Origin of the sequence: Aliiruegeria sabulilitoris (assembly GCF_001558155.1) — a bacterium.
GTDB classification, from domain to species: Bacteria; Pseudomonadota; Alphaproteobacteria; order Rhodobacterales; family Rhodobacteraceae; genus Tropicimonas; species Tropicimonas sabulilitoris.
In genome coordinates, this window is sequence record NZ_LOAS01000001.1 from 350,437 (window position 1) to 375,691 (window position 25,255).

Annotated in this window: 23 protein-coding genes; 8 read left to right on the forward strand and 15 right to left on the reverse strand. The window is 61.6% G+C overall.

Annotation, left to right across the window (positions count from 1 at the left end; all coding sequences use genetic code 11):
- Nucleotides 1-35: 35 nt before the first annotated feature.
- From AX756_RS01600 to AX756_RS01615, 4 genes are all read right to left on the reverse strand, one after another.
- The gene (locus AX756_RS01600; RefSeq protein WP_068307737.1) at nucleotides 36-641 is read right to left on the reverse strand and encodes a LysE family translocator; all 606 of its coding nucleotides are present in this window, start codon (nucleotides 639-641) and stop codon (nucleotides 36-38) included.
- Between the two features lie 266 nt (nucleotides 642-907).
- Entirely contained in the window at nucleotides 908-1,606 is a 699-nt protein-coding gene (locus AX756_RS01605; RefSeq protein WP_068307738.1) for an RraA family protein, read from the reverse strand.
- A gap of 14 nt (nucleotides 1,607-1,620) precedes the next feature.
- Nucleotides 1,621-1,950 (reverse strand): AzlD domain-containing protein, encoded by a 330-nt coding sequence (locus tag AX756_RS01610; protein ID WP_068307740.1) that lies wholly within the window; start codon nucleotides 1,948-1,950, stop codon nucleotides 1,621-1,623.
- Entirely contained in the window at nucleotides 1,947-2,660 is a 714-nt protein-coding gene (locus AX756_RS01615; protein WP_068307742.1) for an AzlC family ABC transporter permease, read from the reverse strand. Before AX756_RS01615 ends, AX756_RS01610 begins: the two co-directional genes overlap by 4 nt.
- Nucleotides 2,661-3,040: 380 nt before the next feature.
- On the opposite strand from AX756_RS01615, the gene AX756_RS01620 reads away from it, so the two are divergent.
- Nucleotides 3,041-3,775, forward strand: a complete 735-nt coding sequence (locus AX756_RS01620; protein ID WP_068307744.1) for an SDR family oxidoreductase — start codon at nucleotides 3,041-3,043, stop codon at nucleotides 3,773-3,775.
- 51 nt (nucleotides 3,776-3,826) lie between these two features.
- On the opposite strand, the gene AX756_RS01625 is transcribed toward AX756_RS01620, so the two are convergent.
- The 6 genes from AX756_RS01625 to denD all read right to left on the reverse strand — a co-directional run bounded on the left by AX756_RS01625 (nucleotide 3,827) and on the right by denD (nucleotide 11,266).
- Nucleotides 3,827-4,729 (reverse strand): DMT family transporter, encoded by a 903-nt coding sequence (locus AX756_RS01625; RefSeq protein WP_068307746.1) that lies wholly within the window; start codon nucleotides 4,727-4,729, stop codon nucleotides 3,827-3,829.
- 196 nt (nucleotides 4,730-4,925) lie between these two features.
- A complete protein-coding gene (locus AX756_RS01630; protein WP_068308154.1) occupies nucleotides 4,926-6,527 on the reverse strand; it encodes a TRAP transporter large permease in 1,602 nt (533 codons plus the stop codon).
- A gap of 28 nt (nucleotides 6,528-6,555) precedes the next feature.
- The gene (locus tag AX756_RS01635; RefSeq protein ID WP_068307748.1) at nucleotides 6,556-7,362 is read right to left on the reverse strand and encodes a TRAP transporter small permease subunit; all 807 of its coding nucleotides are present in this window, start codon (nucleotides 7,360-7,362) and stop codon (nucleotides 6,556-6,558) included.
- Nucleotides 7,363-7,470: 108 nt separating this feature from the next.
- The gene (locus AX756_RS01640; protein WP_068307750.1) at nucleotides 7,471-8,484 is read right to left on the reverse strand and encodes a TRAP transporter substrate-binding protein; all 1,014 of its coding nucleotides are present in this window, start codon (nucleotides 8,482-8,484) and stop codon (nucleotides 7,471-7,473) included.
- An 855-nt stretch (nucleotides 8,485-9,339) separates the two neighbouring features.
- Complete coding sequence (locus AX756_RS01645; protein WP_068307751.1) at nucleotides 9,340-10,272, reverse strand: sugar phosphate isomerase/epimerase family protein; 933 nt, start codon at nucleotides 10,270-10,272, stop codon at nucleotides 9,340-9,342.
- A gap of 4 nt (nucleotides 10,273-10,276) precedes the next feature.
- Nucleotides 10,277-11,266: a D-erythronate dehydrogenase gene (gene denD, locus AX756_RS01650; RefSeq protein ID WP_068308157.1), complete on the reverse strand. Its 990-nt coding sequence runs from the start codon at nucleotides 11,264-11,266 to the stop codon at nucleotides 10,277-10,279.
- Nucleotides 11,267-11,711: 445 nt separating this feature from the next.
- On the opposite strand from denD, the gene AX756_RS01655 reads away from it, so the two are divergent.
- Complete coding sequence (locus tag AX756_RS01655) at nucleotides 11,712-12,401, forward strand: GntR family transcriptional regulator (RefSeq protein WP_068307753.1); 690 nt, start codon at nucleotides 11,712-11,714, stop codon at nucleotides 12,399-12,401.
- A 146-nt stretch (nucleotides 12,402-12,547) separates the two neighbouring features.
- On the opposite strand, the gene dhaL is transcribed toward AX756_RS01655, so the two are convergent.
- Nucleotides 12,548-14,299, reverse strand: a complete 1,752-nt coding sequence (gene dhaL, locus AX756_RS01660; protein WP_068307755.1) for a dihydroxyacetone kinase subunit DhaL — start codon at nucleotides 14,297-14,299, stop codon at nucleotides 12,548-12,550.
- Between the two features lie 237 nt (nucleotides 14,300-14,536).
- Between dhaL and AX756_RS01665 the strand changes: the two genes are divergently transcribed.
- Both AX756_RS01665 and AX756_RS01670 read left to right on the forward strand, forming a co-directional pair.
- Nucleotides 14,537-15,310, forward strand: a complete 774-nt coding sequence (locus tag AX756_RS01665; protein WP_068308160.1) for a DeoR/GlpR family DNA-binding transcription regulator — start codon at nucleotides 14,537-14,539, stop codon at nucleotides 15,308-15,310.
- Nucleotides 15,307-16,077, forward strand: a complete 771-nt coding sequence (locus AX756_RS01670; RefSeq protein WP_068307757.1) for a triose-phosphate isomerase — start codon at nucleotides 15,307-15,309, stop codon at nucleotides 16,075-16,077. The genes AX756_RS01665 and AX756_RS01670 overlap by 4 nt, the downstream gene beginning before the upstream one ends.
- A gap of 68 nt (nucleotides 16,078-16,145) precedes the next feature.
- Here the strand turns inward: AX756_RS01670 and AX756_RS01675 are convergent, their stop codons facing one another.
- Nucleotides 16,146-16,601 (reverse strand): RpiB/LacA/LacB family sugar-phosphate isomerase, encoded by a 456-nt coding sequence (locus AX756_RS01675; RefSeq protein ID WP_068307759.1) that lies wholly within the window; start codon nucleotides 16,599-16,601, stop codon nucleotides 16,146-16,148.
- Between the two features lie 152 nt (nucleotides 16,602-16,753).
- Between AX756_RS01675 and tkt the strand changes: the two genes are divergently transcribed.
- Nucleotides 16,754-18,763 carry a transketolase gene (tkt, locus tag AX756_RS01680; protein WP_068307762.1) on the forward strand — a complete coding sequence of 670 codons (2,010 nt, stop codon included), beginning with the start codon at nucleotides 16,754-16,756 and terminating at the stop codon, nucleotides 18,761-18,763.
- Nucleotides 18,764-19,127: 364 nt separating this feature from the next.
- Here the strand turns inward: tkt and AX756_RS01685 are convergent, their stop codons facing one another.
- Together AX756_RS01685 and AX756_RS01690 are read right to left on the reverse strand one after the other, a co-directional pair.
- Nucleotides 19,128-20,138, reverse strand: a complete 1,011-nt coding sequence (locus AX756_RS01685) for a class 1 fructose-bisphosphatase (protein ID WP_068307764.1) — start codon at nucleotides 20,136-20,138, stop codon at nucleotides 19,128-19,130.
- 74 nt (nucleotides 20,139-20,212) lie between these two features.
- A complete protein-coding gene (locus tag AX756_RS01690) occupies nucleotides 20,213-21,541 on the reverse strand; it encodes an aspartate aminotransferase family protein (protein WP_068307766.1) in 1,329 nt (442 codons plus the stop codon).
- Between the two features lie 169 nt (nucleotides 21,542-21,710).
- Between AX756_RS01690 and AX756_RS01695 the strand changes: the two genes are divergently transcribed.
- The 3 genes from AX756_RS01695 to pyrC are packed head-to-tail and all read left to right on the forward strand — an operon-like array spanning nucleotide 21,711 to nucleotide 24,362.
- Complete coding sequence (locus tag AX756_RS01695) at nucleotides 21,711-22,649, forward strand: aspartate carbamoyltransferase catalytic subunit (RefSeq protein ID WP_068307768.1); 939 nt, start codon at nucleotides 21,711-21,713, stop codon at nucleotides 22,647-22,649.
- Complete coding sequence (locus tag AX756_RS01700; protein ID WP_068307770.1) at nucleotides 22,646-23,047, forward strand: hypothetical protein; 402 nt, start codon at nucleotides 22,646-22,648, stop codon at nucleotides 23,045-23,047. Before AX756_RS01695 ends, AX756_RS01700 begins: the two co-directional genes overlap by 4 nt.
- A 37-nt stretch (nucleotides 23,048-23,084) precedes the next feature.
- Nucleotides 23,085-24,362 carry a dihydroorotase gene (gene pyrC, locus AX756_RS01705; protein ID WP_068307771.1) on the forward strand — a complete coding sequence of 426 codons (1,278 nt, stop codon included), beginning with the start codon at nucleotides 23,085-23,087 and terminating at the stop codon, nucleotides 24,360-24,362.
- Here pyrC and AX756_RS01710 read toward each other — a convergent pair.
- Nucleotides 24,359-25,252 carry a GNAT family N-acetyltransferase gene (locus AX756_RS01710; protein ID WP_068307773.1) on the reverse strand — a complete coding sequence of 298 codons (894 nt, stop codon included), beginning with the start codon at nucleotides 25,250-25,252 and terminating at the stop codon, nucleotides 24,359-24,361. The two genes, pyrC and AX756_RS01710, sit on opposite strands and share 4 nt — an antisense overlap.
- Nucleotides 25,253-25,255: the final 3 nt, after the last annotated feature.

A 25,255-nucleotide genomic window follows, 5' to 3' on the forward strand; every position in this document is an offset into this window, starting at 1 on the left:
CATACAAGGTGAGCAGTTTTGGGCCGAAATCGCCATCATGGATGATGCGGCCTCGTGGCCGACCACATGGCCAGTGCGACAACGCCCAGCAATGCCAGCGCCATGGCGACGTTGATACGGTGATGGGTGCGTTCGGAAAGATCGAGCCGGTGCAGCGAAACACCCGCCCAGAGCCAGGCAAGGTGGATCGGAATCCAGATCGCGTTCATAATGAGCACCTTGCTCGCCAGTTCGAAAACCGGCGCCTCGGGGGCATAGCTGAACCCGGTCATCAGCGAGGTGTTGACCGCATAGGCCTTGGGATTGATCACCTGAAGCAGCACGCCCCCGGTGATACCCGGCGGCACGCGCGCCTCCATGAAGGCGACGCGGGCACCAGCAGTCGCGATGCGGACAGCAAGATAGAGCAGGTAGCTAACCGAAACGAGCATCAGTACGGTGCGCAACCAGGGGATGGACATCAGGATCGCCGCAAGCCCGGAAACCACCGTGAGCAACACAAGGTTGGTCCCGATGAAAAGGCCGAGCACGTAGCGCAGGGACGGTCGGAAACCATAGGCCGCGCCAAACCCCGCTGTCGTCATGACGCCCGGACCCGGTGTGAGGATCAGGAGGATCACCGCCGTTGCGAAAGTCAGCATGAGTTCTGAATCCGACGCAATTTCACGACAAAGCCTCCCGTGTCGGGGCCTGAGATCTGGTCATGTGGATGTCCCTCCTCCGGTTCCGGGTGGTGTCCGGCCAGAATGGTATACCAAGCAATTTCAGGCGCTTTTGACTACGAATGTCAAGCTTGGAGCTACAAAAGTAAGGAAACAATCTAGCTTTGGCGCTGGACGTTCCCAGCAACACGACGAGGTCGGCGCATCGGCATAGCCGGCGCGCCGAAATTGGAGAGTGGTCGTGATCAGTCGACCATCACCGCGCGGCCATCGGCGATCATCTCTTCGAGGTCGAGAAAGCTGTCGAAACCATCCTTCACTTTCTGTTCAAGCTCCGCTTCCAGCTCCACGACCTTGGCAACCGCCTCGATCACGGTGTCGATCTGGGCTAACGGCACGACGACAACGCCGTTTTCGTCGGCAATGATCATGTCGCCACTGGCAACACACCGTCCGCCGACAGATGCCTCGAAGCCCACCCGGCCGGGGCCGGTTCCGTTGGGCGAGTTCGGGTTGAGACCCGTGCACCAGGCCGGCAACCCGACCTCGACGATGGCCTTGTAGTCACGCATCTCGCTGTCGGTGACGAAGCCCGCGATGCCCTTGTTCTTCATCATGCCGCAAAACAGGTCTCCGGCGGAGGCCACATTGCGGTGGCCATGCATCGCCGCAATGACGATGTCGCCCGGTTGGCAGATCTCCAGCGCCGCGAGCGAGGCAAGGATCTCGCCCGGCCCGTTATCGGCCACCAGAGCCGGGCCGACGGCGCGGCAGGTCATGTCCCGGCCGTCGCCGATTGCCCGTATCGAGGAGGCCATGGCGCCCTGCCCGCCCATGGCATCACAGACAAAGGCCGTCGGGACATCGCGAAAGGCGTCGACCTGCGCGGCGGTCGGGCGCGGGAAGTTGCGGCGGATGGTCAGGATTGGAGGTGACTCGATCATGGCGATCTCCTGGGTCAGATCTGGTTGGTGAATAACTGCAAAAGGTACAGCGTGCCCATTCCGGCAACGATGGCCCAGACGACGCCGAAGCGGAAGCCGGCAAACAGGGTTGCAAGCGCTGCGAGAACGCGGAGCGGGTCGAGCACGCCGCCGGTCGCCTCTGGCCAGACGATGAGTGGAAGGACAAGAGCGGGAAAGACGGCGACACCGACATATTTGAGGTGAAGCAACACCCAGTCGGGCAGCGTCTTGCGCCCCAGAAGCCCCAGAAAGGAAAATCGGATCAGGTAGGTACCGATCCCGAGCAGGATGGTCAGCGTCCAGAAAGTGGCATCGGAAATCATGCCAGCCCCCTCTCCGCCCTGCGGCGCAGGTAAAGCTCGGTTTGGGCGCCGGTGACGATGCCGCAGAACGCGGCAATAATCAGCCCCAGCGACCAGGGCACCCATGCGAATGCCAGCGCCGCCACTGCCGCCACGAGTGCCGCGAGCACGTGCGGTAGCGTGCGCAAAAGTGGCCCAAGCAGGGCGATGAAACAGACCGGAACCGCGAAATCGAGCGAGAATTCGGACGGGATGGCCGTTCCCACGAGGGCCCCGATAAGGGTGAAGCCGTACCAGAGCGGGCAGATCAGCGCCATGCAACCGAAGTAATAGGCGACCTTCTCTGGCCGGGTCATCCCGGGGTTGTCCTCGTAGGTGCGTACCGCCACGGCAAAGGCCTGATCGACCATGACATAGGCCATCAACGCCCGGGTTCGGAGCGAGGTATGGCCGACATGGGGAACCAGCGCCGCGGAATACATCGCCATGCGCAGGTTGACCGCCAGTGCGGCCAGCAGCGCGATCAGGACAGGCGCGTTGTCCTGCAACAGCGCAAGCGCGGTGAATTGCGAGGCGCCCGCGATCACCAGAACGGACATCGAGAACGTTTGCAGCACGTCGAGCCCGGCATCCCGTGCGACCACGCCGAAGAGCACGGAATAGGGGATGATGATGAGGACGAAGGGCGCGGTGTCGATATAGCCACGCCAGAACGCTGCTCTTTGCGTCACAGCGAAATGCCTCCGGTCCGCGAGGGTCCGGTTCTGAACCGGTTGTCGCGATCGGCGGGCCGGAAAGCCGTGGGATCGGCCGGCATACCGGGCTTTACGGGAACTGGACGGGCCGCCCGGGCTTGGGGGCAAACCACATTCCGGGTCTGGTGGAAACTGCCCAAAACGACTCCTCCCAAGGTCTCGATTTCGACTTGCATTTTGTATACCAGAGAGGAAGGGTACCTCAAGTGGTACCGATATCGAATGTGCCTAACGACCCGATCCCGTGGGGCTTTTACCGCTTTTCGCCTACCAACAGGCTGTTTCGGGCCGTGCAAGGATCTGACACAATCAGCGGACCCGGAGCCCTTTCCGAGACCGCCAGGAGGACATATGGAATGAAGAGCATCATCATCACCGGAGCCGGCTCCGGCATTGGCCGCAGCACGGCAAATGTCTTTCTCGATGCAGGTTGGCGTGTCGGGCTGGTGGGTCGCCGCGTGGAAACATTGGAAGAAACCGCAGCGGGCCGTGACGCCGCGCTGGTCCTGCCCTGCGACGTGACGGACGAAGCACAGGTCGACGCGACATTCGACAAGGCCGCGGCAGGCTGGGGCCATCTCGACGCGATCTTCAACAATGCCGGCGTGGCCATGAAAGGCGCACCGATCGACGAGATTTCCGTCGCCGACTGGCGCAACGTGATCGAGGTGAACCTGACCGGCGCTTTCATTGCGGCCCGCGCCGCCTTCCGTGTCATGCGCCACCAGAACCCACAGGGGGGAAGGATCATCAATAACGGCTCGATCTCGGCCTATGTGCCCCGCTGGGGAGCGTCACCCTACACGGCGTCGAAAAGCGCGATCACCGGGCTGACCCGGACCATCAGCCTCGATGGCCGGCCCTTCTCCATCGCCTGCGGGCAGATCGATATCGGCAACGCCACGACCGAAATGGGCAGCACTGCCGCCGCCGGCGTACCGCAAGCCGACGGCTCCATTGCGGTTGAGCCGATGATGAGCGTGGACAATGTGGCCCGTTCGGTCCTGCACATGGCGTCGCTTCCGCTTGAAGCGAATGTCCAGTTCATGACGGTTCTGGCGACCAACATGCCCTATATCGGGCGCGGTTGAAGGCTGACCCGCGCTCGGAGCAGCCTTGTTTCGGGCGCGACGCCTCCTGCCTCAGGGCAGCATGGCGGCCAGGCGGGCCTCCTCGCGGGCCCGGTGCCAGATATAGAGCCCGGAGATGGCGATGATGATGCCGCCAATGAGCGTCCAGATTGTCGGCCATGTGTTGAAGATCACGATTCCGGCGAAACTGGCATAGAAGATCTGCAGATACATCATCGGCGCCAATACCGAAGCGTCGGCCCAGCGATAGGCAACCGCGGTGATCGAATGTCCGAACATGCCAAAGGCGCCAATGGCAATAGCCACGGCCCAGACGGTCGGGCTGTCCGGCCATGACCAGACCGGAAGAACGAAGGGCAACAGGGCCACAGTCGCCAGGCCGCTCGACCAGATCTGTTGAACCGCATTGGTTTCCACCCCGGACAGTTTCCGGGTCATGATGAAATAGAGCGCGACCGAAATCAGCGACGCGAGGCTGAAGACGATCGCCGGGTGAAAACTCTCACCCCATGGCTGAACCACCAGGAGCACACCAGAGAAGCCGACAAAGACGGCCATGATCCGGCGAATACCGACCTTCTCGCCGAGAATCGGGATCCCGAGCAGCGTCACGACAATCGGTGACGCGAAAGAAACAGCCGTGGTGACCGTGATCGGCAGATATTTCAGCGCGATGAAGTTCAGAACCGTGGATGCGAGCAGGAAGAAGGAGCGCCATAGTTGCAGACGTGGCGCGTTCGAGCGGAAGGCGCCCACTCCCTCCTGCGGAACATAGAGCAGCAGCGCGTAGATAAAATGGCCCGCATAGCGAAAGAAGACGATCTGCATCACCGGCATGCCGATCAGGTTGAGCCATTTAGCGGATGTGTCGATGCAGGTGTAGAAAGCGACCGCAAGCGCCATGGTGAGGATCCCTGCGGTGGTGCGCTCTTCGCGGGGGCGGACGGAACTCACCTTGCCCTCACAAGACAAAGCCGCCCTTGTCGCGGCGGCATGGCGGAGAAAATGGTGCTGTCGGAACAGAAGGCAACGATTTGCACTTTGAGATTGGTCCCATTCTGCTGGCTGGGCCGTGCTGGCCGGTCGCAGCCGAAGGCGACAAAAGGACCGGGGCGGAAGATCCGCCCCGGCATTTAGGATATGGGTTCCGCTATAAGAACACTGTCACGATCTGCGGCCAGGTCAGCAGCACTGTCAAAGCCAGGAGCTGCAGAACGATGAAGGGCAGGAAGCCACGGAAGATGTCGATCAGCGTGATATGCGACGGCGCAACCGACTTCAGGTAGAAGGCGGCAGGGCCGAAGGGCGGCGAGAGGAAGCTCACCTGCATGTTCATGCAGAACAGCACACCAAACCAGATCGCCACATGCTGCGGTTCGAGATGGCCGAGGAACCCGAGTTCCGCCACCGGCAGCTTGGACACGATGGGAAGGAACACCGGCATGATCAGCAGAACGATGCCGATCCAGTCCATGAACATCCCCATGATCAGGAAGATCAACATCATGACCAGGATGATGCTCATCGTCGGCATATCTGCCGCCACGATCATATTGGCCACGTAGGTCGGCCCACCGGCGAGCGTGTAGGCAGCAGCGAGAGCCGAGGCACCGATGGTCACCCAGAGGATGGTACCGGTGGATTTCAGCGTCCGCATCAGGCTGTCCCAGACGATGTCAAAGGTCATCTCGCGACGGATCAGACCGATGACAAAGACCGCGATCGCGCCCATGCCGGCGGCCTCGGTGATCCCGGTGATCCCCATGTAGATGGAGCCGAGAACCACGCCGATGACGACGATGGGCGCCACAAGGCCCTTGCCCATATCCCAACCGGCTTTCGAACGGTCCTTGCCGACCACGAAGAACATGAGTGCGGCCGAGATGATCACGAGGCCAAACAGGTAAGGCAGGTCCGACACCATGCCGAGAGCGATCGGGTCGACACCTGCTTCGACGTCGTTCTGGCCGGTGAAGGTCAGGAACAGGTTACGGATGATCAGCGCACCGCCGGCCCAGATGAAGAACTTCGACAGGAAGCCCACGAACATCAGGATCTTTTCCATCCCCCTCGGCGCATCCGGATCATCCGGCGGAAGAGGTGCCTTTTTGTGATCGAGCTGCGTCGTCACCACAATGTAGATGATGAAGAACGAGGCCAGCATGAAGCCGGGCAGGAAGGCTGCGGTGAAGAGTGCTTTGATCGAGGTTTCGGTCACCAGGCCGTACATGATCAGAACGATCGAGGGCGGGATCATGGTGCCCAGGGAGCCGGAGGCACAGATCGTACCGATGGCGAGGTTCTGGTTGTAGCCCAGGCGCAACATCTGCGGCAGGGCGATAAGGCCGAGCAGCACAACTTCACCACCGATGATCCCGGACATGGCGGCCATGAGAACGGCCATGAGCGAGGTGACGATGGCGATGCCGCCACGGGTACGGCTGAGCCACATGCTGAGGGCGGTATACATGTCCTTGGCAATACCGGAACGTTCCAGCAGCGACGCCATGAAGATGAAGAGTGGCACCGATATGAGGACATAGTTTGTCATCTGTCGGTATATGGCGCCCCCGACGACCGCGAGTGGTCCCCTGCCGAAATTGCCGTAGAGCATTTCCGGGCCGAATTTCATGATCAGAACGGCGACGGCCAGAAAGGCCGAGGCGAAGCCCAGCGGCATCCCGATGGCAAGCAGGAAGAACATGCCCAGCAGCAGGATGATAGAAAGCGTGGCGATGCTATCGACCTTCATCCACGCGAATAGTTCGAGAAATTCCAACTCACTTCTCCAGCGCTTGGCGGATGTGCTCGATTTCGGTCTCGTCGACCTCGGCTCCGCTGTGGTGTTCGGGAAGCTTGTTCCAGTCGGCAATCAGATTCGAGATGGCCTGAATGGTAACGAGGACGATAATGATCAGGATCGCGGCCTTGATCGTACCGGGGAGCGGCGGATCCCAGGCGGTACCGAAGGTCTCCATACGAAGCGCCCGAGTCTTGGCGTCGTTGTAGCCGCCCCAGATCATCGAGAAGGTGAAGAAGACGATCAGCAGCGTGGAAAGCACATCGGCCGCCTTTTGCGCCCAGCGAGGCATGATATCGTAGATCACGTAGATCCGGATATGACTGCGCTGCTGCATCGCGTATTGGCCTGCGAACAGGAATACGAATGCCGCAATCCAGAGCGAGAGCTCGTTTGCCCAGAGCGTCGGCCGCGAAAAGACGTAGCGCGAGATCACCTCGTAGAACATCACAAGCACGATGAGTGCGGTCAGCACCATCGAGATGCGGGAGATCACCAGCGAGAAGATATCAAAGAAGCCGTCTGGCTCCAGTTCGATATCACCCTTGAAATCCGACAGGTAGATCCCGGCGGAAAGTAGCGATCCGAGCATGGCGTACAGCATGATCGTAACGATTGCCCCCCCCTCGGAGGGTCGGATCATTTCGTGCATTCCGATCGCGTCGGCCATGAAGATCTTGTTGAATACCAGCCAAACATAGATCAGGGCCGTGACCCCGAGAAAGGCCAGCATTATGAGCCGGACAGGCTTGCGCATGTGTCCAAGCCAGAGACTATCGGATTCCATGCTCCTCCTCCAGGACGGTTGTTTGTGTTATTGGGGATTGGGAAAGGTGAGCCCTGTCGGGCTCACCTGGCGCCCGCTCACAGGATGAGCGGGCAGTAGGAGGTCAGATTACTCGATTATGCCGAGATCGCGCAGGAAGGTCTTATTGGCTTCCAGGATCTTGCCGGCTTCCGGAGTACGGGTGCCCCAGTCGTCCCAGGCCGCGACAGCAGCTTCGTTGTACTTCGCGATGTCTTCAGCCGACCATTCGTAGAGGGTCACGCCTTCGCTGGCCAGTTGGGCCGCGGCTTCGGCATTGGCCTTGTCGTTGTAGAGCGACAGCTGGAAGGCGAGCTTCTGCCAGGCGGTGTCGATGATGCGACGCTGCTGATCTGTCAGGCCGTCCCAGACGTCCTTGTTACAGGCAAAGTGGTCAGCCGGCATCGAGTGGAAGCCCGGATAGTTCGCGTGCTTCACGATCTCGTAGAGGCCGAGGCCGACGTTGTTGGCGATGCCCGATGCGTCGGCGCCATCAATGATGCCAGTTTCAAGCGCGGTGAAGATCTCGGTGAAGTCCATCACGATCGGCGAGGCGCCGAGCTTCTGGAAGATCTCGGTCTCCATGCCCGGGGGCGAACGGAATTTCCAGCCTTCGAGATCGGCAACGCCGGAAATCGGCTTCGAGGAGGAAAGCGATTCCTGGCCGTAGATCTGCCAGCCGATCAGCTCCATGCCATGCTCGTTGTAGAGTTCGTTGGCGATCGCTTTGCCGTCGCCGTAGTAGAGCCACATGTATCTTTGCCAGGGGGTCTCGTAACCGCCCATCATGTCGCCGACGAACTGGAAGGCGGGGTTCTTGCCGGTCTGGTAGGCGCCGCCGGTGCCGTCACAATCGACGATGCCGTTGATCGCGGCGTCGAAGGTCTCGGTCGTGGCGACGACCGAAGACGAGTAGAAGATTTCCAGCGTGATGTCGCCGCCGGACATGGTTTCTACGTCGTCCTTGAACTGGGCGTAGAATTTGCCTGTCGGGTGCTCGGACGCGTAGTGCGTCTGAACCCGGAGATTCACCGGTTCAGCCACTGCGGCCGAGGCCATGAGAGCGCCAGCGGCAACCGTCATGAGAGCTGTCTTGTACGTCATACTTTTTTCTCCTCCCGGGCGGCCATCGTCCGCCCTATTTCGTTCGGCAAGCATTCGCCAACCAATGAATGGTATACCATCCACCAGTATGCTACCCAAGCACGCCGCTTTGTTCAACGGGTGCTGTTTTACAAAACTGCACTGAATCACCTTCGCGGTCTTGCTGTTTTTTCGGCATTTCGCGTTATTGTGCAGCTAAATGGTCTCGGATCTTAAGAAATCCGGCGCTAACAACAGTCGAAGTCTGATTTACATCTCGACAGGCGCGACGTTATTGCACGGCGCAACACTATTGGGGCAGCCGCTGTTTCGGCCCCCCAACATGTGGCAAACCGACGCGTATTTCTTGCAAAGTCGGCGGAACGACCGCGTTAGGCAAATTTCGGACTGTGAAGTTGTTGCAACGAAAACGAATCAACCGATCCAGGATCGTTGTGAACTTTGATTCGCCGACGTCAGGAGGGGTCTTTCTGTCTGGGTGCGGCAGCCGATTCGCAGGCCAGGATGCCGGTTTGAGGCAGTAGTTTCAGGCGCCTTCACCGTCACCAGAAAGGGTACGCCCACCCTTATGAAGGCGTCCGGATCGGTGCTTTTTGAGACAGGTTCCCAGGGCCCGACGAACATTCAAGGACAGTCGCAGCATGGCTTCGGAGAGCTTTGATCGGCGGAAATGCCGCCGCTTGAGTTGCGGCCGTAGCGGGAAATAGTCATGTCCCGCGACACGAGGGGTCGAAACGGAAGAGGGCCGGCGCAAAGCCGGCCCAGAAACTGCGTATCCCACTGAGCATCAGTGAAAAAGTCGGGAAGGCCAGCAAGACGGCGGTGCCGCCCTGCCGGCGCTTCCCAGGGAGGGACTCAGGCGCGCGGCAGGATGCGGCGCAGGGTCTGGAGGTTCTTGCCGCAGACCGAAAGACCGTCACCACCATAGCTTTCAAGCAGGATCGGGCTGGCGAAACCTTCGGCCAGTGCCATGCGGATTGCTTCACGATAGTTGATGATACCGAACTCGATCGGCACCGGCGCGGACATGTAGGTACCGGTCGCCGGATCTTCATCGCGGATGTAGTTCTTGATGTGCCAGTACTTCATGAAGGGCGCGACTTCGGCCAGCATGACATCCCATTTCGGCATCGGACGGTGCAGGCGCACGAGGTTACCGATATCGGCGCAGATACCGACATTGTCGCGATCCACGTCCGTTACGAAACGCACCGCGCTCTCGGGGGTGCCGATATAGGTGTCTTCGTACATTTCCATAGCGATGGAGATGCCGACTTCCTTGGCATGATCGGCCAGTTCCCGGATGCGGTCCACACCCAGTTTCCAGGTGTCCGGATCGTCGGGGTTCTTGTAGCCTTCGGCGAGCCAGAACCACAGTTCCTTGGTCTGCGCTTCGGTGAAGGGTCCGAAGAAGCCAAACGCCACTTCCTTGGCGCCGAGATCAGCGGCGGTGTCTAGGAAACGGTGGCAATAGGCCAGCATCTGGTCGCCAGTTTCCGGGTCGATCACGCATTTGCGCGAAGTCGACATGGCCGGAATCGTCAGACCGGCTTCCTTGACCACGGCCTTGAACTCATCGAGGCGCGACTTTTCAAGGTCCGCAACCCGCATCCAGCTATCGGTCGGATCCAGCTCGGTGAAGCCTTCTTCAGCCACCTGCGCCAGCGCGTCCGCCCATACCTCGGCGGGAGCGTCCTGCACCAGGCTGCCATCGGGCAGCGTCGGTGCGAAGGGGATCATCGCGCAGGCAATCGGCCAGTCTTCGCGGGTCCATTTGTATTTCGACATGAGGTTATCCTCCGATCTTTCCGTCTAGTTCGTCTTCGATGTGAATGCGGATAATTTCGTCGAACTCTTTCTCTGCGGTGAAACCGAGTTCGCGTGCACGGGTGGCGTCGAAGCACCGGGCCCAGCCGGCGACGATACCCTGGATCGTCGGATCCGCTTCGCGCTTGATCAACGCCGCGGCTTTCGGACCGGCGACCCGCTCAAGGGCCGCGATCTCCTCGCCCACGGTAGCCGAAATGCCCGGCATCATCAGGTTGCGGCGCGGGCCGATCAACGAAGTGTCCATCGTCGATGCGTGGGTGAAGAACCCGACAGCGGAACGCGGGGAGGCGAACCAGTGGCGGACACTCTCATCCACCGGAAGCACGGCTTCCTGTCCGGAAAGCGGCTCGCGCAGGATGTTGGAGAAGAAGCCCGAGGCCGCCGCGTTGGGCTTGCCGGGGCGGATGCAGATCGTGGGTAGGCGAATGCCGACGCCATCGAAGATGCCGCGACGGGTATAGTCGGCCAGCAGAAGCTCGGAAATGGCCTTCTGCGTGCCATAGCTCGTGAGTGGGGTCGTGAAGAAGTCGTCCGGGATGCTTTCCGGGAAGGGCGCACCGAAAACGGCAATGGAGGACGCGAAGACCATGCGCGGGCAGTAGGGCTCCTTGAGACCCTCGGTCCGGATCGCGTCGAAGAGCCAGCGCGTGCCGTCGAGATTGACCGCGTAGCCGAGGTCGAAATCAGCCTCTGCCTGGCCGGAGACGATGGCGGCGAGATGGATGATAAGGTCGGGGCGGTCAGCGATGAGTTGCTCAGCGACACCCGGCTTGGCCAGATCGACGGTTCCAGGTTTGGCAATCGCGGCGAGGCTCGCGGGGACTTGCGGCTCGAATACGTCGACGAGCGACAAAGTTTCGATCGGACCCCCAAGGATTTCGGGCTCGACCGCAATCCGCTCAACGAGCTTCCGTCCGACCATCCCGGCTGCGCCGATGATCAACACTTTCATTTGTTCCATCTCCTCCATTCGAGCGCCCAAGGGCGATTTACAGGACTGTGATAGGAGAAATGCGTGCCCGCCTCCTGTTGCGGCAGACCAGAACCCGAAAGCCCGGTGTCGCTTTGGCGGCTATGCACAAATGGCCATATCTGCACGATCGCATGCGATCTTGATCGAGCGATGTACAGGTGCGGTCGGCGGGCGGGGTCAGGGACGACTTTGTCGGCTGGCCATGTTCCGCCAGGATCTCCTCTCAACAGCAGCCGCCGGCTCGTTGTAGTGAGTCGTTTTATAACGTCCGGTCAACCGTCGCAAAGAGGTTCGCATAACGGCGTTTTCCACGCAATGGTAAAATTGTATACCAAACACCTTTTAAAAAAATGCCCTTTTTCCACCTCCGCCCATTTCCATTTTGCCCAAGCATTCTAGAATGGATCACGGAGGGAATGGACGGATGAAAAAGAACGGGCTGGCTAATCTGGATGACGATCTGGGCGTTGAACGCATGTCTCTGGCCGAGATCGCGGCAGAAAGACTGAGAGAACTGATTCTGATCGGAAAGCTTCCTCCCGGGCAGCCGCTCTCTGAACGTGAACTTTCCGAAAGGCTGAGGATTTCCCGAACGCCCCTACGAGAAGCGATCCGCGAACTTGCAGCGGAAAGGCTGATCGATGTCCTGCCAAATCGCCGTCCTCAGGTTGCGGACCCTTCACTGGAGCACATTGAAGATCTCTTCGATGTTCAGGCGGCGCTCGAAGCACTTGCCGGACGTTTGTTCACCAAAAGGGCGACGCAGGAGCAGATCGACGAGATTGTGGCGATCCATGAGCGCTTCAAGAACTTTCCGGATGACTGCGAGCCGCTCAAGTTTTTCCGGACGGACATGGCATTTCACTCCGCCATTGTGCGCGGCGCGGATAACTCTGCGCTGGCCGACACGCATCGGCAGTACAATGCCGCCCTGTTCCGCGCCCGCTTCATGTCATCACGGCAACTCCGCTGGCGCGATATCACGATAGCCGAACACACGGAGATTCTGGATGCGCTTTGTGCCCGCGATGCGGAGCGCTCCGCTACCGCGCTGACCAAGCATCTGATGAGCGGAAGGGCAAACCAGAGATTGCTGGACCCGAACGCCGACTGACTCCGTCCTTTCCAGAGCCGAAATCCCTGCTGAAAGATGCCCGCTCTCCGCAGGCGAAGCGCCTATCGAATCGCGGCACCCACAAAAGCTTCGGGACGCCACGCAATGTTGACGTCCCGACCTATTGTAACCCGTTGTAGCGCGCTTCAGAGCGTCGCGCGCAGTGCTTCGGTCATGGCTTCGAGCATGACATGGCAGGAGGCCGCGCCGGGATCGACATGACCAACGGAGCGGGCGCCGAGTTTCTTGGACCGTCCGCGACGGCTTTCCATATCCTTAGTCGCCTGCGCACCCTCACGGGCACCATCGGTCGCCGCCTGCATGACGCCGAGCACATCCGCGCCGCCAGCAGCCGCAGCCTGCGCGGCCTCGGCAGCGGGCATCCAGGCGTCGATCATCGTCTTGTCGCCGGGATTGGCACCACCGCGTCCAAGGATGCCTTTCAGCATGCCGTCGACCCAAGCCGCCGTCGCCGCGGAATCCAGGTTCAGGCGATCGTTCACGGCCTTGCCGCCGGTGTTGAAGGCGCCGGCATAAAGCGGACCGGAGGACGCGCCAACCGCGTCAAGGAAAGCCTTGGCCATCTTGGTACAGGTCTGGCTGATCGTGTCATCCTTTGGCGCGGCGTCCAGCGCCTTGATCACGGCGGTCCAGCCGATATCCATCGTCACGCCATGGTCACCATCGCCGATCACCCCGTCCAACTCGCTGAGCATGTCGCGGTCACGTGCAATCGCGGCACCAGCGGCATACATCATCGTGCGGAACACCTCCGGCGTCACGGCGCCGTCGGTTGCCAGCGTGTCGCGGTCGATACTGTCCGCACGGCTGGCAGAGTCGTAGTTCCGCTTTGTCCGAACAGCACCTTCGACCGGAGCGGGTGCAGTACCCACGGTCAGCGCGGGCGTGCGGCAGGGATGGTCCAGCAGCGTTTTCAGATCGTCGTCGAGCTTCAGCAGGGTAACGGACGCACCGGCCATTTCCATGGAGGTACAATATTCGCCGACCCAGGTGTGATGGATCTTCACGCCCTTCTCGCCGAGGATCTTCGCCACGCGCCGGTTGATCAGGTAGAGCTCCATCAGAGCGGTCGAGCCAAGGCCGTTGACCAGGACTGCAACCTCGCTGCCTTCGCCAAGGTCCATCTCGCCCAGGATCAGGCCCATCAACTCGTCGGTGACATTGTCGGCCGTATCGATCTTGTCGCGGCGCATGCCGGGCTCGCCATGGATACCCATGCCGATTTCCATTTCGTCCGGACCGATCTCGAAATTCGGCTTCAACGTTTGCGGCATGGAACAAGCCGAAACCGCAACGCCCATGGAGAGCGTGGCGGCATTGGCGCGCCTTGCGGCGTCTTCCACTTCGTCCAGCGACCGGCCAAGATCTGCGGCAGCGCCTGCGATCTTGAACACGAAGAAGTCGCCTGCGATCCCGCGGCGCTCATGCGCACGTCCCTTCGGGGCGGAGGCCACGTCGTCGATCACCTGGACCGACCGGGCTTCGATGCCCAGCTCGGCGCATTCTTCGGCCGCCATGTCGAAGTTGAGCACGTCCCCGGTATAGTTGCCGTAAAGCAGAACGACACCCGCGCCGCCATCAGCGGCCATCGCCGCCTGCTTGACCTGCTCGGGCGAGGGCGAGGCAAAGACATTGCCAACCGCCGCGGCATCCGCCAGCCCGCGGCCGACATACCCGGCAAAAGCCGGCTCGTGGCCCGAACCGCCGCCGATAACAATACCGACCTTGCCGTCACGCGGCCCGTCGACGGCGACAACAGCACGACCGCTCTCGCCTTCGAGCTTAAGCATGTCTGGATGCGCCGCGAGCATCCCCTCGATCATCTCCGGAATGATGTCTTCCGGTGCGTTCATCAGCTTTTTGGTGGAATGGTCCATAGCGTTCAAGGTCTTGCTCCTCCTGCATGTTACCGCCGCGCGGATCGCCGCAAGGCTGGTTCCACGGAACCTGTTCATGTCGTCGACCCGCACGGACAGGCGGGAATCGGGGTGTGATCGAGGCCCGATTTGGCGGCGATCATAGACATGGCCCGCACCAAACGCAACAAATTCGCACGAAATATAGTTGTTTTTGTGATTTTATATGCTACGTTTTCACAAAAGGATGTGACGATCGTGAAAAGAGACGCCCGACGGCAGGAGATCATGGATATGCTCGTTCGCGACGGGTCGGTCGCGCTCGATGCCCTTGCGGAGCATTTCTCGGTCTCCAAGATGACGATCCACCGCGATCTGGACGATCTGGAGCAGGCCGGTTTGCTGCGCAAGGTTCGTGGCGGAGCGACGATAGAACCCGGCACGCAGTTCGAAAGCGACTTCCGTTTCCGCGAACGTCAAGGTGGCGACGTCAAACGCCGCATCGCCCGTGCGGCGTTGGAACTGGTGGAACCCGGCTCCACCGTGATCGTCAATGACGGCTCTATGGCGGCTGTGCTCGGCGCGATGCTGGTCGAGGCCCGGCCGCTGACGGTCATCACCAACAATTTCGCGGTCATGGAAGCGCTTCGCAATGAACGCGGCATGACCCTGATCGGTCTCGGTGGCACCTATTCCTCCAAGTATAACGGCTTTTTCGGTGTCGTGACCGAGGAGAGCCTGTTCCGGCTGCGAGCGGATATCGCCTTCATCTCCACGCCCGCCGTGTCCCGGACCACGAGCTATCACATGGATGATGCCGTGGTGCGCGCCAAGCAGGCCATGATGAAAATCTCGGACCGCAAATGTCTCATGGTCGGCCATCAGCGCTTCGGCCGCTCCGCCCTGCATGCCATGGCGGATCTACGGGATTTCGACGCAATCGTCACCGATGCCGAGCCGGGCACAGCCTCCATGGATGAGCTGCGGGACGCCGGTATCACCCTAACAATCGCAAAGGATAAAGCGGAATGACCGAGCTTCCTTCAATCTGGGTCGGAACCAGCTGGAAAATGAACAAGACACTGGCCGAGGCCTGCGCCTTCGCCGAGGCGCTGGCCGCTGCCGATGGCGGGCGCGACAGCCGCATCCAGCGTTTCGTGGTGCCGCCCTTCACTGCCGTTCGGCAGGTCAAGGAGATACTGAGCGAAACCTCAGTGCTCGTTGGAGCTCAGAATATGCACTGGGATGATGAGGGCGCGTGGACGGGCGAGGTTTCTCCCGTAATGCTCAAGGATTGCAATCTCGACCTGGTAGAGATCGGCCATTCTGAGCGCCGGGCGAATTTCGGGGAAACCATTGAAACGACGGGCCTGAAGGTCGCGGCCGCCGTGCGCCACGGATTGATTCCGCTGCTCTGCATCGGCGAGACGCTGGAAGAGCGCGAAGCGGGCCGTGCGCAGGAAGTGCTCGAAGCCGAAGTGCGCGGTGCTCTGGCCGGGTTGAAAGGCGACGCGCTGAAGGCACCGATCTTGCTGGCCTATGAGCCGGTCTGGGCAATTGGCAAAAACGGTATCCCGGCCAGCTCCGACTATGCCGATGCCCGGCAAGCCGAGATCTCCGCCGTTGCCGAAGACGTGCTCGGACGCGCCATCCCCTGCCTCTATGGTGGCTCGGTGAACCCGGATAATTGCGAAGAACTGATCACCTGCCCCTCGATCGACGGGTTGTTCATCGGTCGCTCGGCCTGGAACGTCGAAGGCTATCTCGACATCCTCGCCCGTTGCGCCGCAGTGATCTGAGTTAACCACCACACAAAGACAAAACCGGCACCCTCGGGCGCCGGTTTTTTCATTTCCTACGGTCCGGATCAGGCCTTGCCGTATTTCACGTCGAGCTTGTTGATCGCGTCGACATTGCCAGCAGACCGGCCGGCTTCGTCAAAAGTCTCCACCAGGAACGTGTCGACGATCTTCTTGGCTAGCTCCAGACCGATGCAACGGGCACCCAGCGTGACGACCTGGGCATTGTTGGACAGCGCCGCACGCTCGGCCGAATAGCAATCATGCAGATGCGCGGCACGGATTCCGGGCACCTTGTTCGCCGAAATGCAAACGCCAATACCCGTGCCGCAAACAAGGATCGCCTTGTCGAACGTGCCATCGGCAACGCCGCTCGCCACGCGATCCGCCATGTCGGCATAGAACTTCTCTGCGCCCTCGGGGGTTTCCGAGGCTTCGGTCACATCGTAGCGGTCCGCCAGATATACGGCGAGGTCATGCGCCATGCCTTTTCCGGCAGAGTCGCCAGCCACTGCTAGTTTCATTTCTTTTCCTTTCTTCCTGGGCTCCAAGGCCTGGAGATGGCGCAACTGTAACATGCAGCGCGTCGAATTCAACAATTATAACATTCATCATGGGATTTTGATTTGCATTTTTGTGACTTTAAGCGTAGCCGTGTGACAAAGGAGTGAATGACATGCCAAAGGATTCGCCCGCCACCGGCGCCGCCATCGACCCGACCCGTAACAGGGAGCTTGCCAACTGCATCCGCGCGCTTTCCATCGACATGGTTGAAGCCGCGAATTCCGGCCACCCCGGCGCCCCGCTCGGCATGGCCGACGCCGCCACGGCTCTCTTCGCCCGGCACCTGAAATTCGACGCCTCCGCCCCCAATTGGCCGGATCGCGACCGCGTGGTGCTCTCGAATGGCCATGCCTCGGCGATGCTCTACAGCCTGCTGCACCTGAATGGTTACGAGGGCATGACCCTCGACGAGCTGCGCAATTTCCGCCAGTGGGGCGCCAAGACCGCTGGCCACCCGGAATGTGGCCACGCCGCCGGTATCGAGACCACAACCGGCCCATTGGGTCAGGGCATCGCCGGCGCTGTCGGCATGGCGATGGCCGAACGGCTGATGGCCGACCGTTTCGGCGCGGATCTTGTCGATCACCGCACCTATGTCTTTCTTGGCGACGGCTGTCTGGAGGAAGGGATTGGACAGGAGGCGATCAGCCTCGCCGGTCATCTCGGACTCGGCAAGCTTGTTGTTCTCTATGACGACAATTCCATCACCATCGACGGACCGACCTCCGTCTCCTTCTCCGAGGATATCCCCGCCCGGTTCAAGGCCTGCGGCTGGAAGGTGCTCTCCTGTGACGGCCACGACGCCGCAGCGCTGGACGCGGCTCTCGCGGAAGCGCGCAGCAGCGACGACGCCCCGGTGCTGATCGCGATGAAAACGGTGATCGGCTACGGTGCTCCGACCAAGGCCGGCACCGCGGGCAGCCATGGTTCCCCACTCGGCGCCGAAGAAGCCGCCGCCACGAAAAAGGCGCTTGGCTGCGCACCCGGCGCTTTCGAAATCCCGTCCGAACTTGCGGAGCAATGGTTGCAAATCGGTCAGCGCGCCGCCGCCGAGCGCGCTGCCTGGCAATCCCGGCTGGACGCCAGGGAAGCGCCCGAACAAGCCGAATTCAACCGCCTCACAAGCGGCGCCCTACCCGAAGGCTACGACGCGGCGGTTGCCAAGGCCCGCGCCGCACTATTCGAAGCACCGCAAAAGGTCGCTACCCGCAAGGCAAGCCAGATCGCGCTGGAAGCTCTGACCGAAGCCGTGCCGGAGATGGTCGGCGGCTCGGCGGACCTCACCGGTTCCAACCTCACCCGCACCAAGGCGACCGACAGCCAGTTCACCCGCGAGAAGCCCGGCCGCTATGTCGGCTACGGCGTGCGCGAATTCGGCATGGCGGCAGCGATGACCGGAATGTGCCTGCATGGCGGCGTCATCCCCTATGGCGGCACCTTCCTGGTCTTCTCGGACTATGCGCGCAACGCCATCCGGCTCTCCGCGCTGATGGGCATCGGCACGATCTACGTGATGACCCATGACAGCATCGGCCTCGGCGAAGACGGCCCAACGCACCAGCCGGTCGAACACATGGCCAGCCTGCGCGCCATGCCCGGCCTGACGGTGTTCCGGCCCGCCGATGCGGTGGAAACGCTCGAATGCTGGGATATCGCCGTGCGTAATCGCAAGCGGCCCTCGCTCATGGCGCTCTCGCGGCAGGCCGTGCCTCAGCTTCGTCTGGAAGCAGGCGAGGAAAACCTCACCGCCAAAGGCGCCTATATCCTGCGCGGCGGCGATGATCGCGACGTGACGCTGATCGCCACCGGCACCGAGGTCGCCCTCGCGGTCGAAGCCGCCGAAGCGCTCGCTGCCGACGGGATCAAGGCGGCGGTCGTCTCCATGCCCTCCTGGGACCTGTTCGATGCTCAACCGGCGGAATACCGGGCGCAAGTGCTCGGAACCGCTCCGCGCATCGCCATCGAAGCCGCCTCGAAATTCGGCTGGACCCGCTACGTCGCCAGCGAAGAAGACGTTATCGGCATGACCGGTTTCGGCGCCTCCGCTCCCGCGGAAAGGCTCTACGAGGAATATGGCATCACTTGCGATGCCATCGTTGCGCGCGCCAAGGCGCTGCTTTGATGTAGGGCGCTAAGATTGTCGGCGGCCTTCGGGCCGCCCGCCAAATTCGTTCTTACCGACAAAGGCCTGGCGCAATTCGCCAAGGACTGGGCCGATACCCGACAGCCCATCCTGTATTTTCAGGGCGTCGTTCTCCCTGCACCGGGCCTGACCGCCAGCCGCATCACCGGTTGGCGGTCTTTTTTCCCTGAGCGCATTCTACTACGAACGTTGCAAGCATTGCTCCACACGCCCGGGAGAATTCCCGACAGATGACCTTGGAGACCCATTTCCCATCATCTGTCCTGAAATATCCCGGGGGGAGCGCTCGCAAGAGCGCGAGGGGGCAACGCCCCCTGCCAGCGTAGCCGCGGCGCGATCCGGGTCAGCCGTCCTTGCGATAATGCTCTTCGATCCGGAGCACTTCGTTACGGGATCCAAGAATGACAGACGCGCGCTGATGCGGCGATTCCGGCTGTATGTCGAGAATTCTCGACTTTCCGGTCGAGGCAAGGCCTCCCGCTTGTTCCACGAGGAAAGCGATCGGGTTGGCCTCGTACATTAGGCGCAGCTTCCCGCCCTCGGCGCGATTCCGACTGTCTTCGGGGTAAAGGAAGACACCGCCGCGCGTCAGGATCCGGTGAATGTCCACCACCATCGATGCTGTCCAACGCATGTTGAAGGACTTGCCCCGCGGTCCATTTTGACCGGCAATGCAATCCTCGATATAGCTCCGGACCGGCGCATCCCAATCGGCAAAGCGCGACGCGTTGATCGCGAATTCATTGCAATCTTCCGGGATGGTCATGTTGCGGGAAACGATCCGGAACTCGCCCGTCGCGAGGTGGTTGGTGAATTCATGCACGCCGTGGCCGAGCGTCAGCACCAGCGTGGTTGCGGGGCCGAAGATCGAATAGCCGGAGCAGATCTGATAGCTGCCGTCCCGCAACACGGTCTTCACATCGCCCGCAACCGCGTCTTCGGGCAATTGCATTATGGAGAAGATCGAGCCGACAGACAGGTTCACGTCCAGGTTGGAAGAGCCATCGAGCGGATCGAAATAGACGATGTAATCGCCCGCCTTGGCCGTGTCTTTCAGCCAGGTCACCTCGTCCACCTCTTCCGAAACCAATGCGGCAACTCGGCTACAATTGCGAATATGGCTCTCGAATTGCTCATTGGCGATCACGTCGAGTTTCTTCTGCGCCTCGCCCTGAACGTTGGTCGAACCGGCCGTACCAAGCGTCTCAAGGAAGGATCCGTTCCGGATCAGGGTCGAGATCTCCCGGCAGGCGGTCGCGATATCCTCAAGCAGGAACACGAGGTCCTTTTCCACCCCGTGTGTCCTGTATTCCTGAAGGAGAAACTGACGGAGAGTCGCCCTGTTGATCGCCATAGTCACTTCCTTTCAGGTCGGTTTCACTGCACGGCGGACAGTTTCGTCATTTCCGTCCGGTGACAAGGCGACACTTAGACCGTTTCCAGAACCGACCCGATCGCGGTCGAGAGTTTCTCAACGATCTCGCCGATCTGTTCCTCGGTCGTGATAAAGGGCGGGGCCAGCAACACGTGGTCGCCATTACGCCCATCGCGGGTGCCCGACATCGGGTAGCAGACGAGACCCGCCTCGAAGGCGGCCTTTTTGATCTTCGCAGCCGTGCGCAACGACGGATCCAGAACCGCCTTGCTCTCGCGATCCGCGACCAGCTCCACCCCACGGAAAAAGCCGCGCCCACGGATATCGCCGATATTGGGATGCTGTCCGAATTCCTCGCGCAGGGCGGCGTCGAGCTTTTCGCCCATAACCCGAACCCGCTCGGGCAAGCCACGCTCAAGGATCGCCGTCAACACCGCGCGCCCGGCAGCCGCGGCCACCGGATGGCCGATATAGGTGTGCCCGTGCTGGAAGAAACCCGAACCATTCTCGATCGTCTCATAAATCGCCTTCGTGCACAGCATGGCGCCGATCGGCTGATAGCCCGCCCCGAGGCCCTTGGCGATACACAGGATATCGGGAACCACATCGTCGTAGTCGCAGGCGAACAGGTATCCGGTCCGGCCCATGCCGCACATCACCTCGTCGAGGATAAGCAGCACGCCGTATGTGTCACAGATCTCGCGGATGCGCTTGAGATAGCCTTCAACCGCCGGAACCGCGCCCGCCGTGGCGCCAACAACCGGCTCGGCCATGAAAGCGATGACGCTGTCCTCGCCCAGCCGCAGGATCTCGTCCTCCAGCTCCTGCGCGGCGCGCTGGCCATACTCGAAAGCGCTCTCGTCGGCGCGCCGCAGCATGTATTCATAGCAGGGCGAGATATGGGAAAAGTTAACAAGCAGCGGCGCAAACTGCTCCCGGCGCCATTCATTGCCCCCCGCGGCCAGCGCGCCGAGCGTGTTGCCATGATAGGACTGCTTGCGCGCGATGATGTGGCGGCGCTGCGGCTCGCCACGTTCGACATGGTACTGCCGCGCCAGCTTGATCGCCGCCTCGGTCGCCTCCGAGCCACCGGAAACGAGATAGACCCGGTCGAGGTCGCCCGGCGCATTGCTGGCCAGCATATCCGCCAGCCCTTCGGCAGGCTCGGACGTGAAGAAACCGGTATGCGCAAAGGCGAGCTTGCCGACCTGCTGCTGGATCGCGGCGATGATCTCCGGGTCGCCATGACCGAGGCAGGAAACGGCCGCGCCGCCAGAGCCGTCGAAATAGCGCTTGCCGGAAGCGTCGATCAGGTAGCACCCTTCGCCGCCCACGGCCATCGGGGGGAGCGCCTTGGTATGGCGCGGAAATACATGGCTCATTTTCTGTCCTTGCCTTGTTCGGGCTTCGAGGAAGCCGCGCCGGGTCACTGATTGCCCGGAAACGTCACAAGCCAATATTTACCTCCTCACCCATGCCGTCAATCTCGCCGCGTTGTCCGTCCCCGCCGCTCTGCTATAAGCTGTCCAGCGGATCAGGTCGGAGGCAGAAATGACGTTTCGAAGCAGGCATCTCCTTGGAATCGAACCCTTACACCCGGTCGAGATCACCACGATCCTCGATCTGGCGGACGAGTATGTCGGGCTGAACCGCGCCTCGGTCAAACACGCGGACGCGCTGACCGGGCTGACGCAGATCAACATGTTCTTCGAGAACTCCACCCGCACGCAGGCGAGTTTCGAGCTGGCTGGAATGCGGCTTGGGGCGGACGTGATGAACATGCAGATGCAAGCCAGTTCGATCAAGAAGGGCGAGACGCTGATCGACACTGCGTTGACACTGAACGCGATGCATCCCGATCTGTTGGTGGTGCGCCACCCGCATTCCGGCGCGGTCGACCTGCTTGCCCAGAAAGTGAATTGCGCCGTCCTGAATGCCGGTGACGGCCGCCACGAACACCCGACCCAAGCTCTGCTCGACGCCTTGACGATCCGCCGCTCCAAGGGCCGGCTGCACCGGCTCAATATCGCGATTTGCGGCGATATCGCCCATTCGCGCGTGGCCCGCTCCAATATCCTCCTGCTGGGCAAGATGGAGAACCGCGTGCGCCTCGTCGGCCCGCCGACGCTGATCCCATCGGGTGCGGCCGATTGGGGGGTCGAGGTCTATGACAACATGGCCAAGGGGCTGGAAGGCTGCGACGTGGTGATGATGCTACGGCTCCAGAAGGAGCGCATGGATGGCGGATTCATCCCGTCCGAGCGGGAGTATTACCACCGCTACGGGCTCGATGCCGAGAAGCTCGCCCATGCCAAGGAAGACGCCATCGTCATGCATCCGGGGCCCATGAATCGCGGCGTGGAGATCGACGGCACCATTGCCGACGACATCAACCGCTCGGTGATCCAGGAGCAGGTCGAAATGGGCGTGGCCGTGCGCATGGCCGCGATGGACCTTCTGGCGCGCAACCTGCGGGCGGAGGCGGCGTGAACAACCAGCCCGAAACATGGCGCGCCAACCGCGCGACCTATATCCGCGACCACGTCGTGATCTCCGTGGTCGGTGCCATCGGGACTTGTCTGGTCCTTTGGTGGCTCGGAAATGCCGATTGGTGGGTTGGACTGATCGCGGCGCCTATGGCGATGGCTATACGCGGCTTCTACCTCGCCTCCGAGGAGCTGGCGTTGAGTTGGGTCCTGACCGATGGTGAAATCCAGGGCTCGCAGGGCAAGCGGATCGCGCTGCGGGACATCTCGAAGGTGCGCAGCTTCGGCAGTTCCGTGCAGGTGATCACCCGCAGCGGCGACAAACACCTGATCAAGTACCTCTCCGACCCGGCTGCCCTGCGCGCGCGGATCGAAAACCACATATCCAGGGCCGCGTCATGACGGACCCAACTGCCCGAACAACTCCACGAGGCGACACATGACCATCCTCTTCAAGAACGCCCGCCTGATCGACCCTGAACAGGGCACGGATGCGCCGGGTTGGCTGCTGGTCTCCGGCGGGACCATCACGCAAGCCGGAACCGGCCCGGTGCCGCATTCGGACGTGGTGGTCGATTGCAGCGGAAAGTGCCTCGCGCCGGGGATCGTCGATATCGGGGTGAAGGTCTGCGAACCGGGCGAGCGCCACAAGGAGAGCTTCCGCACCGCGGGCCTGGCGGCGGCGGCTGGCGGTGTGACGACCATGGTCACCCGCGCCGACACCGTGCCGGCGATTGACACGCCGGAAGTGTTGGAATTCGTCACCCGCCGCGCCGGAGAGGACAGCCCGGTGCGCATCGCGCCGATGGCGGCCCTCACCAAGGGGCGCGCGGGGCGCGAGATGGTCGAGATCGGCTTCCTGCTTGATGCCGGCGCGGTTGCCTTCTCCGATGGCGACACGGTGACCACGAACACCAAGGTTCTCAGCCGCGCCTTCACCTATGCCCGCTCGCTGGACGCGCTTGTGATTGCGCACCCGCAGGAGCCGGGCCTGTCCAACGGCGCCTCCGTCACCTCCGGCAAGTTCGCCGCGCTCAAGGGGCTTCCCGCCGTTTCACCCATGGCGGAGCGGATGGGGCTGGACCGGGACATCGCGCTGGTGGAGATGACGGGCGTGAAATACCACGCAGACCAGATCACCACGCGGCGCGCCCTACCCGCGCTGGAACGCGCCAAGAAGAACGGCTTCGACGTGACGGCGGGCACCTCGATCCACCACCTGACGCTGAACCTGCTGGACGTCGGCGATTTCCGTACCTTCTTCAAGATCAAGCCACCACTGCGCTCCGAAAACGACCGGCTGGCCGTGGTCGAGGCCGTGGCCTCCGGCCTGATCGACACGATCTCGTCTTTCCACACGCCGCAGGACGAGGAAAGCAAGCGCCTTCCCTTCGAGGAAGCGGCCTCGGGCGCGGTCGGTCTGGAAACCCTCCTGCCGGCTGCGATGCAGCTCTATCACGCTGAGATGCTGAGCCTGCCACAGCTCTTCCGGGCGATGGCTTTCAACCCGGCCAAACGTCTTGGCCTGCCCGGCGGGCGGCTGAGCGCGGGCGCGCCGGCTGATCTCGTGATCTTCGACCCGGATGCGCCTTTCGTTCTGAACCGCTTCGAGATGTTGTCGAAATCCAAGAACACGCCCTTCGACGGCCAGCGAATGCAAGGTCGCGTGTTGCAGACATGGGTCGACGGAGCGAAGGTTTTCGACGCGAAAGGTTAGGTCGTACCCAGCTGGATTGCGGCGAAATACTCCGGCGCCTGTTCCGGTGTCAGTTCCATCTCGATGATCCGCTCCGCCGTTTCCCGTGCGGGGGACTGGAAATCGCTCCGCGTCACTTCGCGGAAACCGATCCGTTCGAGGATGCGGCTGGAGGCCGGGTTGTCCGTAAAAACGCCCGCGAACATCGAAGGCAGTGCGAAACGCGGGATAACATTGGCAACGAAGGCGGGGACGATCTCTCCCGCGAGCCCCTTGCCCCACTGCGGCCGCGCCAAGAAATAGGCCAGCGCATTGGAGAAGGCCCCGAAGCCGACGGACCCGGCAAGATGCCCCTCGACATAGATCCCAAGGAAAAAACCCGGCCGGCCACGAAAGCGGCGCTGACGCATCCAGCGGGCGGCGGCTTTCTCCGAGAGCGGATGCGCGATATTGATCATCATCCGCGCCACTTCCAGATCGCCGGCAATCTCGCGAAACGCCGGCGCATCGTCCTCGGTAAAGGGCCGCAGGACCGCCCGCCCTGTCTCGATCCGGATATCGCGCCCGCGCGACCAGCCATCGCGCGACATAACCAGCGGGTCTGTTCCCGCTTGGTCTATCTCGATCTCTCGCGCTGTCGTGTTGAGAAAGACTACGTCGATCCATTTGGCGAATGTCTCTTCGGAAAGCGGCCCCCGCTCCGAGTCGACCCCTGCCCGGACCCTGTCCCCTTCCGCGCCCGCTTGCAGCGACGCGATGGGTTGGCCGTCCCGCAGGATCCGCTGCGAAAGGGCACGCGTGACGGCGGCCTCGGGGCCAAGTTGAACAACCGCGCGTCGCCAATCCGGAGAGCCAACGGGCAGGCTCTCGAAAGGGGCAACGGAAGCGAAGCTGAGCAACTCACCCGTCATGGC